Source organism: Citrobacter sp. C6_1 (assembly GCF_014596835.2).
Taxonomy (GTDB): Bacteria; Pseudomonadota; Gammaproteobacteria; order Enterobacterales; family Enterobacteriaceae; genus Citrobacter; species Citrobacter pasteurii.
This window is the reverse complement of sequence record NZ_CP115031.1, coordinates 1,220,317-1,233,455: the sequence shown is the minus strand read 5'-3', so window position 1 is coordinate 1,233,455 and position 13,139 is coordinate 1,220,317. Positions and strand designations below refer to the sequence as shown.

The window sequence follows — 13,139 nt, the reverse complement described above, 5'->3', positions numbered from 1 at the left end:
TCAGCACCACAGCAGGCAGAGAAAACGTACGGTTCAGAGAATTAACTAATTGAAAAAATTAAAGATTAATTATCTGTTCATCGGCATATTAACGCTGTTGTTGGCAGCGGCCCTTTGGCCATCTATTCCCTGGTTCGGTAAAGCCGAAAATCGTATCGCCGCCATTCAGTCGCGGGGAGAGCTGCGCGTCAGTACCATCGACTCGCCGTTAACTTACGCGACCCTCAACGGCAAAAAATTCGGCCTGGATTATGAACTGGCCCAGGAATTTGCCGACTACTTAGGCGTGAAGTTAAAAGTTACCGTACGCCAGAACATCAGCCAGCTTTTTGACGACCTGGATAACGGCAATGCCGACCTGTTAGCCGCAGGCCTGGTCTATAACAGCGAGCGGGTGAAAAATTACCAGCCAGGCCCGACCTATTATTCGGTTTCACAACAGCTGGTGTACCGGGTTGGGCAATATCGCCCGCGCACGCTTGCCACCGTGAACGAAAGCCAACTGACTATCGCCCCGGGGCACGTGGTAGTTAACGACCTCCAGCAGCTAAAAGAGAAAAAATTTCCCGATCTGAGCTGGAAAGTTGATGACAAAAAGGGCACCACCGAATTGCTCGATGATGTAATCGCCGGAAAGCTGGATTACACCATTGCAGATTCTGTCGCCATCAGCTTATACCAACGCGTGCATCCTGAGCTGGCCGTGGCGCTGGACGTCTCTGACGAACAGCCGGTGACCTGGTTTAGTCGTCTGGACGATGACAACACGCTGTCTGCCGCCTTGTTGGATTTCTTTAACACCATGAATGAAGACGGTTCTCTGGCACGGCTGGAAGAGAAATATCTCGGGCATGGCGATGATTTTGACTATGTCGATACCCGCACCTTTTTGCGCGCCGTAGACAGCGTATTACCGGACCTCAAGCCGCTCTTTGAGAAGTATGCGCAGGAGATAGACTGGCGACTGCTCGCGGCAATATCCTATCAGGAGTCACACTGGGACGCGCAGGCGACTTCCCCGACCGGTGTACGCGGGCTGATGATGCTGACCAAAAATACCGCCCAGAGTCTCGGGCTAACTGATCGTACCGACGCCGAACAAAGCATCAGCGGCGGCGCGCGGTATTTGCAGGACATGATGAGTAAAGTGCCGGATACTGTCCCCGAAGGAGAACGCATCTGGTTTGCACTTGCGGCCTACAACATGGGGTATGCGCACATGCTGGATGCCCGGGCGCTGACAGTGAAAACCAAAGGCAATCCGAACAGTTGGTCCGACGTAAAACAGCGTCTGCCGCTACTCAGCCAAAAGCCGTATTACAACAAGCTGACCTATGGCTATGCGCGCGGTCACGAGGCCTACGCCTATGTGGAAAACATCCGTAAATACCAGATTAGCCTGGTGGGGTATCTGCAGGAGAAAGAAAAACAGGCGCAGGAAACGCAGCAACTGGCTCAGAATTACCCTGCGGTGTCACCGACTGAGCTGTTGGGTAAAGATAAATTTCCACTTTCAGCCTTTCTGACTCAGACGTCGTCAAACTATCTGTCGCACTCCCCTTCTCTGCTGTTTTCAGCACAGAAGAAAGAGGACAAGTAGTCTGGTTGGTATTTACTGATTGGCGGATTTTTTCAGCGCTTTGATTTCCTGCCGACGCATGCGGAAAAAATCACTGAGCAGCGTGGCGCATTCATCCCGTAACACCCCTTCGGTCACCTCAACCCGATGATTCATTCCAGGGTGATGCAGCACATCCATTAATGACCCGGCAGCGCCCGTTTTCGCATCGCGTGCGCCAAAAACCACCCGGCCAATACGACTATGGACCATCGCGCCTGCACACATCACGCACGGCTCCAGAGTGACGTACAGCGTGGCATCTAACAGACGGTAGTTTTGTAGTACCAGGCCGCCCTGACGCAGCGCCATAATCTCAGCGTGAGCAGTCGGATCATGGTGGCCGATCGGACGGTTCCAGCCTTCGCCAATCACGCGGTTGTTATGCACTAATACTGCACCCACCGGGACTTCACGCTCATCCCAGGCGCGTTTAGCCAGCGTTAAGGCGTGACGCATCCAGTATTCGTGGCTAAATTCAACTTCAGACAAAGGGGTTACTCCACCAATAAAAGCGGGCGCATTATACACAGACGCTATCGTTTACTCTATTCGAGTTGTTGCAGCTCTCCGCGCGGCGTGACGCGCCAGCGATGCTGGCAAAAAGAGAGCAACGGATTGTCCTGCTTACTGTCGCTATAGCCGCTGTAAAGAGACAGCGGTGCGCCAATCTGCCGCTCCAGTTGAGTGACTTTCTCATGGCCCAGGCAGCGCAGCGTCAGTACCCACCCGCCGTATCCCCGCGCCATTTTGCTGGCGATCAAATTGACACGCGGTAGCCACGGCGTGTCGAAGTAAACCTGCTCGACCAGCGACTGCGGAGAGCCGGTGATAAGCCAAATGTCAGCGTCAGAGCTTAACAGGTAGGTTGTCAGCCGCTGCTGCACGAGCGGAAAGGCCGTCACGTTACTGCGAAACCAGCGCACAAAGTTAGACTGATGCGCTTTCAGACGCGCCTCGCTGCGGCCAAAAGTGCATCCCCACAACAGCAGACTCATTGGCCAGCGGGCGGCGCGCCCTTGTATCAGCAGCGCCAGCGCAATCACCGGTAGCAGAGGCAGCACCAGCAACGCGTTCAGCGGCTGGCGGCGCAGCAGATAACGTATAAAACTACCGAACATATCCTGCTGGTGTAACGTGCCATCCAAATCAAAAAAGACAACGCGGCGCTGGTGATTGGTCAAACCTTAGTCCTCTGGATCGTTGAACCCCAATAGCCAGGTAAACAGGAACCCGGCGATAACTGCTACCAGATAGCCTAACAGATAGAACATCACTTTTCCGGCAACAATCGTCAGTGCCAGCGGTAATCCAGAGATGCCAAAGGTGATAACCGTCGCCACCTTCCAGTAGCTAATCAGCGCCCCACCTACCGCTCCGCCAAGGCAGGCACCGATAAACGGTCTACCTAACGGCAGCGTGACGCCAAAAATCAGCGGCTCGCCAATGCCCAGCAACCCAACCGGCAGCGCACCTTTGATCACTTTTTTAAGCCGTGCGTTACGGGTTTTCATCAGTACGGCAATGGAAGCACCAATTTGTCCGACGCCTGCCATCGCCAGGATAGGAAAGAGCGCGTTATAACCGTGTGCCTGTACCAGTTCAACGTGGATCGGCACCAACCCCTGATGAAGTCCGGTGAGCACCAACGGCAGGAAGGTTCCTGCCAGCACGGCACCGACCAGAAAACCGCCGCGATCGATAGCCCAGGATGCGCCGTGAGCAATAGACTCAGAAATCCAGCCGCCAAGCGGTTGCAGCGCCACAATCGCGATTACGCCGGTAATGATGGTAGTCAGCAGCGGATTAAGGATAAGCTCCAGTGATTCTGGCAACAGCTCGCGGAATTTGCGTTCGATCCAACACATCAACGCCACCACCAGCAGCACCGCGATCACCCCGCCGCGCCCCGGCTGCAACGCTTCGCCAAACAGCGTGATTTGCGCCAGTTGCGGACTGGAGAGGATCCCCGCCATCACCCCGCCCATCGCCAGCGAACCGCCGAAGACTTTGGCGGTATTTACCCCGACCAGAATATTCATGATGGCAAACACGGCGCTGCCAAATATTCCCATCAGCCCAAGCATATTTGGATAGTGGGTCGCAAAATCCCCCACGATATCCGGTCGCTTAAGGATGTTAATAATGCCGGTAATCAAACCGGAGGCGATAAATGCCGGAATAAGAGGGATAAAGACGTTCGCCAGCTTGCGCAGCGCATCGCTCATGGGCGCTTTGTACTTCGCTTTGGCCTCTGACTTCGTGCGCTCGATATCATTCGTATCTGCACCTTCGCCACTATCGGCAATCAGAGAGCGCATAGCATCCACCACCTTGGCCGCTTTACCGGGGCCGACAATGATCTGGTGCTGCGCGCCCTGCTTCACGTAGCCGCTGACACCGGGCAGTTGCCTGAGACGAGGGATATCGAGCTGTCCATCATCCTGAACTTCCACCCTGACGCGGGTCATACAGTTTTCCAGGCGCAGAATATTTTTCTCTCCGCCAACGCCCAGCAGAATATCGCTGGCCAGCACCGCCGTCTTATCCATATACACCTCTTAGTGTTCTAACGCCGCGCGTAAAAAACCCTGGTGAGCGGCAAGCTTTTCGCGGGCGGCAGCGGCATCCAGGCCTGTGAGCGCCATTAAAATAGCCGGCTTGACGTCAAAATCAGTCTGCTTTAGCAGCGCTTGCGCCTGTTCACGCGCAATGCCCGTGGCTTCAACCACCATACGGCACGCCCGATCGACCAGTTTGACGTTGGTTGCCTGCATGTCCACCATCAGGTTCTGATAAACCTTGCCAAACTTCACCATCGCCCCGGTGGAGATCATATTGAGCACCAGCTTTTGCGCGGTACCGGATTTCAGTCGCGTTGAGCCCGTCAGCGCCTCCGGCCCCACCACCGGGGAGATGGCAATATCCGCTTCATGCGCGATAGGGGAATCCGGATTGCAGGAAATAGCCGCCGTCGTACAACCTACCGAACGCGCATATTTCAGCCCGCCAATCACATACGGCGTACGACCTGAAGCCGCCAGTCCCACCACCAGATCCTGTGCGGTAAGATTGAGCGCACGCAGATCGTCTTCACCTAGCTGTGGGTTATCTTCCGCACCCTCAACCGCCTTCAGCAGCGCGCCCGGCCCACCGGCAATCAGCCCAACCACCAGACCGTGTGGAACGCCGAAGGTCGGTGGGCATTCAGACGCATCCAGTACCCCGAGACGCCCGCTGGTCCCCGCTCCCATGTAAATAATGCGGCCACCTGCTTTTAGCGCGTTAGCTGCCGCATCGACCGCGCACGCAACTTGAGGCAGAGTTGCTTTTACTGCTTCGGCTACCAGCGTATCCTGTTGATTAAAACGATGAACCAACTCCAGCGTGGAGAGCGCATCCAGGTCCATGGTCTGTGGATTGCGGGTTTCTGAAACTAATGCACCGAGATTCATTTTTTGTTCCTTAGGAATTTTTAATTCATAATAATCTGCCATAATGGAATATTATATTCATCCAGGCGAATGAAATTTTGTTCTGTAATCGCCATCACGTTTTCGCCAGGAGACAGCATGAACTGTTTAATTCGCATTCGTCAGCGTTACCCGGACCTCGCGCAAAGCGATAAAAAATTGGCGGATTATCTCCTTGCCCAGCCGGATACTGCGCGTCATCTCAGTTCGCAGCAGTTGGCCGCGGAGGCGGGTGTCAGTCAGTCCAGCGTGGTGAAGTTCGCGCAAAAGATGGGTTTTAAAGGATTTCCGGCACTCAAACTGGCGATCAGCGAAGCGCTGGCCAGCAATCCCAACCCCCATTCCATTCCGGTACATAATCAGATTCGCGGTGACGATCCTATGCGTCTGGTGGGGGAAAAGTTGATTCAGGAGAACGTGGCGGCGATGCATGCGACGCTGGACGTCAACAGCGAAGAGAAACTGATGGAGAGCGTCACAATGCTGCGTTCAGCCCGGCGCATTATCGTGACCGGGATTGGCGCATCGGGTCTGGTGGCGCAGAATTTTGCCTGGAAACTGCTAAAGATTGGTTTTAACGCGGTGGTTGAACGCGATATGCATGCCCTGTTGGCGGCAGTGCAGGCGCTTTCGCCCAACGATCTGCTGCTGGCCATTTCGTATACCGGCGAACGCCGTGAGCTCAACCTGGCTGCGGATGAAACGTTGCGCGCCGGAGCCAAAATTCTCGCCATCACCGGATTTACACCGAACGCCCTGCAGCAGCGCGCAAGCCATTGTCTGTACACGATTGCCGAGGAGCAGGCCACGCGTAGCGCAGCGATTTCCTCCACCCACGCGCAAATGATGCTGACTGATTTACTGTTTATGGCGCTGGTGCAGCAGGATCTTGAGCACGCCCCGGAACGCATTCGCCACAGCGAAGCTCTGGTAAAAAAACTGGTCTGAGCAAAGAATGCGCGTATAATGCCCGCCCGATTTGTGATGTTTTGAGAGTTTCCTGATGGCCCTGTTAATCACTAAAAAGTGTATCAATTGCGATATGTGCGAGCCCGAATGCCCGAATGAGGCAATCTCGATGGGTGACAGCATTTACGAGATTAACAGCGACAAATGTACGGAATGCGTAGGCCATTACGACACGCCAACCTGCCAGAAAGTGTGCCCGATCCCCAATACTATTTTGAAAGATCCGGCACATGTCGAAACGGAAGAGCAGTTGTGGGATAAGTTTGTGCTGATGCACCACGCCGATAAACTTTAACCGCGTCGCCATCCGACGATGAAGCCTGATGGCGCTAATGCTTATCAGGCCTACCCAGCCCCCGCAATAATCGTATTACCCGTAGGCCGGATAAGACGCTACGCGTCGCCATCCGGCAACGTGCAGAATCTAACTCTCGATAATCACCGTAGCGCAGGCGTAGTGACGCTCATCGGCCAGCGTCACATGCATATGCGCGACACCCAGTTTTTCCGCCAGTTTTAACGCCTCGCCCCATAACCGCAAACGCGGCTTACCAAGTTCATCGTTAAAAACTTCAAACTGATTAAACGCCAGACCGTTGCGAATACCCGTCCCGAAGGCTTTTGCTGCGGCCTCTTTTACCGCAAAGCGCTTTGCCAGAAAACGCACCGGTTGCTGATGCGTTTCCCAGATGGCCCATTCATTGTCACTCAGGACCCGTCTGGCCAGGCGTTCACCGGAGCGGGAGATCACCGCCTCGATCCGCGCAATCTCTACGATATCCGTGCCTAAACCCAGAATCGCCATTAGCCACGCGCTTCCAGCATCAGGCGTTTCATTTCCACCACGGCATCTTTCAGACCGCTCATCACCGCGCGTCCGATAATGGCATGGCCAATGTTCAACTCATGCATTTCCGGGATCCGCGCAATGGCTTTAACGTTGTGGTATGTCAGGCCGTGACCCGCATTCACCTTCAGGCCAAGGCTGGCGGCAAAAGTTGCCGCTTTGGCGATACGCGCCAGTTCGCTGGCCTGTTCAGCGTCGGTTTTCGCATCGGCGTAACAGCCGGTGTGAATTTCGATATACGGCGCGCCGACTTCGGCTGCGGCCTTAATCTGCTCTTCATCGGCATCGATAAACAGCGAAACCAGAATGCCAGCGTCCGCCAGGCGCTTGCAGGCATCGCGCATCTTGTCTCGCTGGCCGGCGACGTCCAGACCACCTTCCGTCGTGACTTCCTGACGTTTTTCCGGCACCAGGCAGCAAAAATGCGGCTTAGTCTCAACGGCAATCGCCAGCATCTCTTCGGTGACAGCCATTTCCAGATTCATACGTGTATCCAGCGTCTGGCGCAAAATACGTACGTCGCGGTCGGTGATATGACGACGGTCTTCACGCAGGTGTACGGTAATACCGTCCGCGCCCGCCTGTTCAACGATAAACGCCGCCTGAACCGGATCCGGGTATGCGGTACCGCGTGCATTACGTAACGTGGCAATGTGGTCAATATTGACGCCTAACAGTAATTCAGCCATGACAATCCTCATTAATCATTATTTGTTTTTACTGCGCGTTTTGGCATAAATTGCCGGAACAGTTCCCGGCTTTTTAACGGCTTACCACCAAGATACGGCTTTAACGCCATGCGGGTAAAGCGTTTCGCGGCGCGTAACGTATCGACATCGGGAAATTCACGCGACTCAAGCGCTTTGAGATGGCGTCCGGTAAACGTGTTGTTATCAATAACAACGCTGGCAATAAACCCTTTTTCTTCCCGGTAACGATAGGTCATGGTGTCGTCTACCGGCTCGCCGCTGCCCGCACAGTGGGTAAAATCGACGCCGTATCCCAGATGTCCAAGTAAGGCCAGCTCAAAGCGACGCAGCGCAGGCTCTGGCGAACCTGTCGCACCAGCCAGCGCCTGAATACAGTTCAGATAATCGAAAAAGAGTTCAGAAAAGCGGGTCTCGTATTCAAGGACGCGCGAGACAAGCTCGTTGATATACAAGCCGCTGTACAGCGTGATACCGCTAAGAGGGAGTGCCAGAGAAACGGCTTCAGCACTACGTAGAGTTTTGACCTCACCACGTCCACCAAAGCGAAGCAACAACGGGGTAAAAGGCTGGAGTGCGCCTTTCAGATTGGAACGTTTAGAACGTGCGCCTTTGGCGACAAGGCGCACGCGACCCGACTCTTCCGTGAAGACGTCCAGCACGAGACTGGTTTCGCTCCAGGGGCGACTATGCAAGACAAAGGCTCGTTGCCATCCTTCCATATACTCGCCGTGTTTCAGAAGATGGGTTTAGACGTCGTCGCCGTAACCGAGGCTACGCAGCGCGCGTTCGTCATCGGCCCAGCCAGATTTTACTTTCACCCACAGTTCGAGGTGAACGGGCGCTTCGAACATCTCCTGCATGTCTTTACGCGCTTCGATGCCGATGGTTTTAATTTTGGCCCCTTTGTTGCCAATAACCATCTTCTTCTGCCCTTCACGTTCAACGAGGATCAGACCGTTAATATCGTAGCCACCACGCTCGTTGGAGATAAAACGCTCAATCTCAACGGTTACGGAATACGGCAATTCAGCGCCGAGGAAACGCATCAGCTTTTCGCGGATGATTTCAGAAGCCATAAACCGCTGAGAACGGTCAGTGATGTAATCTTCCGGGAAGTGATGAATAGCTTCCGGCAGATGCTTACGTACGATGCCCGCAACGGTATCAACATTCAGGCCAGTCTCGGCAGAGATCGGGACGATATCGAGGAAGTTCATCTGGCTTGCCAGGAACTGCAGGTGCGGTAGCAGATCGGCTTTTTCCTGAACGTTGTCAACTTTGTTCACGGCCAGAATTACCGGCGCTTTACCGTCGCGCAGCTTGTTAAGCACCATTTCGTCGTCCGGCGTCCAGCGCGTGCCTTCGACAACGAAAATAACCAGTTCAACATCACCAATCGAGCTGCTCGCCGCTTTATTCATCAGGCGGTTGATGGCGCGCTTTTCTTCCATGTGCAGGCCCGGGGTATCAACATAAATCGCCTGATACGCACCTTCGGTATGAATACCGACAATGCGGTGACGTGTTGTCTGCGCCTTACGTGAGGTGATGGAAATCTTCTGCCCAAGCAGATTATTCAACAGGGTGGATTTGCCGACGTTCGGGCGACCGACGATGGCAATAAATCCGCAGTAAGTTGTATCGATGCTCATTCCAGCTCCAGTTTTTTCAACGCCTGTTCGGCGGCAGCCTGCTCAGCCTTACGACGGCTCGAACCTGTGCCAACCACCGGTTCACTCAGGCCGCTGACCTGGCAGTGGATAGTAAATTCTTGATCGTGTGCTTCACCACGAACCTGCACCACCAGATAAGACGGCAGCGGCAAGTGGCGACCCTGCAAATATTCCTGCAGGCGCGTTTTCGGATCTTTTTGTTTATCGCCAGGGCTAATTTCATCCAGACGAGTCTGATACCAGTTCAGGATCAGCTGTTCAACGGTTTGAATATCGCTGTCGAGGAAGACGCCGCCGATCAACGCTTCGACGGTATCGGCCAGAATTGATTCGCGACGAAAACCGCCGCTTTTCAGCTCGCCCGGTCCCAGGCGTAAACATTCACCGAGGTCAAATTCACGGGCTAATTCAGCCAGCGTATTTCCACGCACCAGCGTGGCGCGCATGCGGCTCATGTCACCTTCGTCCACACGCGGGAAACGGTGATACAGCGCATTCGCAATAACAAAGCTCAAAATAGAGTCGCCCAGAAATTCTAAACGCTCGTTATGTTTGCTGCTGGCACTACGGTGAGTTAATGCCTGCTGCAACAGCTCCTGATGATTAAAAGTGTAGCCCAGCTTCCGTTGAAGCCGATTAATTACGATGGGATTCATGCGATACCAATAAATGAATGCGTCAACAATTCAGCACACGAAACAGACCTGATATACATCCGTCATTAGAGAAACCAACGCTGTTTCGTGTGCCGTGGCAACCTGACGGTGCCAACCTAAAACTTCGGGGGAATATTCTATACACAACGACAAGGGATGTCGTTAGTCTGAGGGAATTAATCCGAGAAATAATTCACGCTGTTGTTATTAAGACAACAGCGTGAACCATTATCAGCAATTAGTGGATGCCACCAATGCGGCTCAAACGAACGCCTGTTGGCCACTCACCTTCTTGTTTGTCGAAACTCATCCAGATAGCGGTCGCTTTACCCACCAGATTTGCTTCCGGTACAAATCCCCAATAACGGCTGTCCGCGCTGTTGTCACGGTTATCGCCCATCATGAAGTAATGCCCCGGAGGAACGATCCAGGTGGCTAACTGCTGACCCGGCTGACGGTAATACATCCCCACCTGATCCTGCGCGATTGGCACCATCAGAATGCGGTGTGTTACCTCACCCAGCGTTTCTTTACGCTCGGTCAGGCGAATACCGTTGTCTTTCGTTTCATTCAGCGGAACGTCAAAGAAACCGCTGGTCGCTTCCCCGCCGTTGCGGCGAGCAAACGTCTGTACAAAATCACTTGGCTGAACATCAGAGTACGTTACCGGCAGCGCGTTTTCACACGCCTGACCAGAACTGCATCCAGGCTGAATCGTCACCTCTTTCGCCACCGGATCATACGTCACTTTGTCTCCCGGTAAACCGACAGCGCGTTTGATGTAGTCCAGGCGCGGATCTTCCGGGTATTTAAATACCACGATATCGCCGCGTTTCGGATGGCCGGTTTCGATCAGCGTTTTCTGATAAATAGGATCTTTAATTCCGTAGGCAAATTTCTCTACCAGAATAAAATCACCAATCAACAGTGTTGGCATCATCGAACCCGACGGGATCTGGAACGGCTCATAAATAAATGAACGCACCACCAGCACAATAGCCAGTACCGGGAAAACAGACGCACCGGTTTCCAGCCAGCCCGGCTTAGGGGCAACTTTTTTCAGCGTTGCTTTATCCAGTGAATCGCCTGCAGCGGCCTGTGCCGCAGCCTGGCGCTCCCGGCGTTTTGGCGCGAAGACAAACTTATCTACACACCATAAAATGCCCGTCACCAGTGTGGCAATCACCAGAATCAGGGCAAACATGTTCGCCATGCCAACTCCTTAAGATTATTTGCTGTCTTTACCGACATGCAGAATAGCGAGGAAGGCTTCCTGCGGCAGTTCGACGTTACCGATCTGCTTCATTCGCTTTTTACCCTCTTTCTGTTTTTGCAGCAGCTTTTTCTTACGGCTGATATCGCCACCGTAGCACTTAGCCAGAACGTTTTTACGCAGCTGCTTCACCGTTGAACGCGCAATGATGTGCGTACCAATGGCCGCCTGAATTGCGATATCAAACTGCTGGCGAGGGATCAGATCTTTCATCTTCTCGACCAGTTCACGGCCACGGCTCTGGGAGTTATCGCGGTGGGTAATCAGTGCCAGTGCATCGACGCGTTCGTTGTTGATGAGAACATCAACGCGCACCATGTCAGACGCCTGGAAGCGTTTGAAGTTATAATCCAGCGACGCGTAACCACGAGAGGTCGACTTCAGACGATCGAAGAAGTCGAGCACCACTTCCGCCATCGGGATTTCATAGGTCAACGCAACCTGGTTACCGTGGTAAACCATGTTGGTCTGTACACCACGCTTCTCGATACACAGCGTAATAACGTTGCCGAGGTACGCCTGCGGCAGCAGCATATGACATTCAGCAATCGGCTCGCGCAGTTCGTAAATGTTATTCAGCGGCGGCAGCTTGGACGGGCTATCGACGTAGATAGTCTCTTTCGCGGTGGTTTCCACTTCGTAAACTACGGTCGGCGCAGTGGTGATCAGATCCAGATCGTATTCACGTTCCAGACGCTCCTGAATGATCTCCATGTGCAGCAGCCCCAGGAAGCCACAGCGGAAGCCGAAGCCCAGCGCGGTAGAACTTTCCGGCTCGTAGAACAGGGAAGCATCGTTGAGGCTCAGCTTACCAAGCGCATCACGGAAGTTTTCGTAGTCGTCGGAGCTGACCGGGAACAGACCCGCATATACCTGCGGCTTCACTTTTTTAAAGCCAGGCAGGGGTTTATCTGCCGGGTTACGAGCCAGCGTCAGGGTATCGCCTACCGGTGCGCCGAGGATGTCTTTAATAGCGCAAACTAACCAACCTACCTCGCCACACTTCAGTTCTGTACGGTCAACCTGCTTCGGCGTAAAGATCCCCAGGCGGTCGGCGTTGTAAACCTGCCCGGTGCTCATCACTTTAATTTTGTCGCCTTTACGCATGGTGCCGTTTTTAATACGCACCAGCGAGACCACACCGAGATAGTTGTCGAACCAGGAGTCGATAATCAGCGCTTGTAACGGGCCTTCCGGGTCGCCTTCCGGCGGCGGAATATCACGCACCAGACGTTCAAGAACGTCGGTCACGCCAACGCCGGTTTTCGCCGAGCAACGGACAGCGTCAGCCGCATCGATACCGACGATATCTTCAATCTCTTCCGCCACACGCTCTGGATCGGCGGCTGGCAGGTCAATTTTGTTCAGTACCGGCACCACTTCCAGATCCATTTCCATGGCGGTATAGCAGTTAGCCAGTGTTTGCGCTTCAACACCCTGCCCGGCATCAACGACCAACAGTGCGCCTTCACAGGCGGCAAGCGAGCGTGAAACTTCATAAGAGAAGTCAACGTGGCCCGGGGTGTCGATAAAGTTAAGCTGGTAGGTTTCACCATCAGATGCTTTAAAATCGAGCGTCACGCTCTGCGCTTTGATAGTAATACCGCGCTCACGCTCAAGATCCATCGAGTCGAGAACCTGCGCTTCCATTTCACGGTCAGACAGGCCACCGCAGATCTGGATAATACGGTCAGACAGCGTCGATTTACCGTGGTCGATGTGAGCTATGATTGAAAAGTTACGTATGTTCTTCATATAGTGTAATTATTGTGCCTTACGCCTGCCTGGGCAGGCTCTGAGAAGTCGCTGTTCTGAGCTTAACGTCTGTTTTAGTGAAACGCCGCATTCTACACTACATCGCTGAGGCGAGGAAATGTTCATAGAGCAAGGATAGCGGGAACTGGAAACAACTTTGCAAAG

Annotated in this window: 14 protein-coding genes; 3 read left to right on the top strand and 11 right to left on the bottom strand. The window is 53.7% G+C overall.

The window, feature by feature from the left end; translation table 11 throughout:
• The first annotated feature begins 49 nt into the window (after positions 1-49).
• Positions 50-1,600 (top strand): membrane-bound lytic murein transglycosylase MltF, encoded by a 1,551-nt coding sequence (gene mltF, locus IB196_RS06015; RefSeq protein ID WP_188232161.1) that lies wholly within the window; start codon positions 50-52, stop codon positions 1,598-1,600.
• A gap of 12 nt (positions 1,601-1,612) precedes the next feature.
• Here the strand turns inward: mltF and tadA are convergent, their stop codons facing one another.
• From tadA to murQ, 4 genes are all read right to left on the bottom strand, one after another.
• On the bottom strand, positions 1,613-2,077 hold the full coding sequence (gene tadA / locus IB196_RS06010) for a tRNA adenosine(34) deaminase TadA (protein ID WP_229235875.1): 465 nt from the start codon (positions 2,075-2,077) through the stop codon (positions 1,613-1,615).
• 89 nt (positions 2,078-2,166) lie between these two features.
• Entirely contained in the window at positions 2,167-2,802 is a 636-nt protein-coding gene (yfhb, locus tag IB196_RS06005) for a phosphatidylglycerophosphatase C (protein ID WP_040233423.1), read from the bottom strand.
• Positions 2,803-2,805: 3 nt separating this feature from the next.
• Positions 2,806-4,170, bottom strand: coding sequence for a PTS transporter subunit EIIC (locus tag IB196_RS06000; protein WP_005130314.1), 1,365 nt, complete (start codon positions 4,168-4,170; stop codon positions 2,806-2,808).
• A gap of 9 nt (positions 4,171-4,179) precedes the next feature.
• Positions 4,180-5,073 carry an N-acetylmuramic acid 6-phosphate etherase gene (gene murQ / locus IB196_RS05995; RefSeq protein WP_040233419.1) on the bottom strand — a complete coding sequence of 298 codons (894 nt, stop codon included), beginning with the start codon at positions 5,071-5,073 and terminating at the stop codon, positions 4,180-4,182.
• Between the two features lie 117 nt (positions 5,074-5,190).
• Between murQ and IB196_RS05990 the strand changes: the two genes are divergently transcribed.
• On the top strand, positions 5,191-6,039 hold the full coding sequence (locus IB196_RS05990) for a MurR/RpiR family transcriptional regulator (RefSeq protein WP_005130317.1): 849 nt from the start codon (positions 5,191-5,193) through the stop codon (positions 6,037-6,039).
• Between the two features lie 55 nt (positions 6,040-6,094).
• Entirely contained in the window at positions 6,095-6,355 is a 261-nt protein-coding gene (locus tag IB196_RS05985) for a YfhL family 4Fe-4S dicluster ferredoxin (protein ID WP_003037590.1), read from the top strand.
• Between the two features lie 129 nt (positions 6,356-6,484).
• Here the strand turns inward: IB196_RS05985 and acpS are convergent, their stop codons facing one another.
• The 7 genes from acpS to lepA all read right to left on the bottom strand — a co-directional run bounded on the left by acpS (position 6,485) and on the right by lepA (position 12,974).
• Complete coding sequence (acpS, locus tag IB196_RS05980; RefSeq protein ID WP_005130319.1) at positions 6,485-6,865, bottom strand: holo-ACP synthase; 381 nt, start codon at positions 6,863-6,865, stop codon at positions 6,485-6,487.
• Positions 6,865-7,596 (bottom strand): pyridoxine 5'-phosphate synthase, encoded by a 732-nt coding sequence (gene pdxJ, locus IB196_RS05975; RefSeq protein WP_005130320.1) that lies wholly within the window; start codon positions 7,594-7,596, stop codon positions 6,865-6,867. The genes acpS and pdxJ overlap by 1 nt, the downstream gene beginning before the upstream one ends.
• 11 nt (positions 7,597-7,607) lie before the next feature.
• The gene (recO, locus tag IB196_RS05970) at positions 7,608-8,336 is read right to left on the bottom strand and encodes a DNA repair protein RecO (protein ID WP_003037583.1); all 729 of its coding nucleotides are present in this window, start codon (positions 8,334-8,336) and stop codon (positions 7,608-7,610) included.
• A gap of 27 nt (positions 8,337-8,363) precedes the next feature.
• Complete coding sequence (era, locus tag IB196_RS05965) at positions 8,364-9,269, bottom strand: GTPase Era (protein WP_005130325.1); 906 nt, start codon at positions 9,267-9,269, stop codon at positions 8,364-8,366.
• A complete protein-coding gene (rnc, locus tag IB196_RS05960; RefSeq protein ID WP_003037579.1) occupies positions 9,266-9,946 on the bottom strand; it encodes a ribonuclease III in 681 nt (226 codons plus the stop codon). Before rnc ends, era begins: the two co-directional genes overlap by 4 nt.
• A 238-nt stretch (positions 9,947-10,184) precedes the next feature.
• A complete protein-coding gene (lepB, locus tag IB196_RS05955; RefSeq protein ID WP_005130326.1) occupies positions 10,185-11,159 on the bottom strand; it encodes a signal peptidase I in 975 nt (324 codons plus the stop codon).
• Positions 11,160-11,174: 15 nt separating this feature from the next.
• Positions 11,175-12,974, bottom strand: a complete 1,800-nt coding sequence (gene lepA / locus IB196_RS05950; RefSeq protein ID WP_005130327.1) for a translation elongation factor 4 — start codon at positions 12,972-12,974, stop codon at positions 11,175-11,177.
• Between the last annotated feature and the right edge of the window lie 165 nt (positions 12,975-13,139).

Excerpts from the sequence above, each read along its gene's own strand:
- tadA (WP_229235875.1), bottom strand. The coding sequence starts at position 2,077 with ATGCGTCACGCCTTAACGCTGGCTAAACGCGCCTGGGATGAGCGTGAA.
- IB196_RS06000 (WP_005130314.1), bottom strand. The coding sequence starts at position 4,170 with ATGGATAAGACGGCGGTGCTGGCCAGCGATATTCTGCTGGGCGTTGGC.
- murQ (WP_040233419.1), bottom strand. The coding sequence starts at position 5,073 with ATGAATCTCGGTGCATTAGTTTCAGAAACCCGCAATCCACAGACCATG.
- IB196_RS05990 (WP_005130317.1), top strand. The coding sequence starts at position 5,191 with ATGAACTGTTTAATTCGCATTCGTCAGCGTTACCCGGACCTCGCGCAA.
- IB196_RS05985 (WP_003037590.1), top strand. The coding sequence starts at position 6,095 with ATGGCCCTGTTAATCACTAAAAAGTGTATCAATTGCGATATGTGCGAG.
- acpS (WP_005130319.1), bottom strand. The coding sequence starts at position 6,865 with ATGGCGATTCTGGGTTTAGGCACGGATATCGTAGAGATTGCGCGGATC.
- pdxJ (WP_005130320.1), bottom strand. The coding sequence starts at position 7,596 with ATGGCTGAATTACTGTTAGGCGTCAATATTGACCACATTGCCACGTTA.
- recO (WP_003037583.1), bottom strand. The coding sequence starts at position 8,336 with ATGGAAGGATGGCAACGAGCCTTTGTCTTGCATAGTCGCCCCTGGAGC.
- era (WP_005130325.1), bottom strand. The coding sequence starts at position 9,269 with ATGAGCATCGATACAACTTACTGCGGATTTATTGCCATCGTCGGTCGC.
- rnc (WP_003037579.1), bottom strand. The coding sequence starts at position 9,946 with ATGAATCCCATCGTAATTAATCGGCTTCAACGGAAGCTGGGCTACACT.
- lepB (WP_005130326.1), bottom strand. The coding sequence starts at position 11,159 with ATGGCGAACATGTTTGCCCTGATTCTGGTGATTGCCACACTGGTGACG.
- lepA (WP_005130327.1), bottom strand. The coding sequence starts at position 12,974 with ATGAAGAACATACGTAACTTTTCAATCATAGCTCACATCGACCACGGT.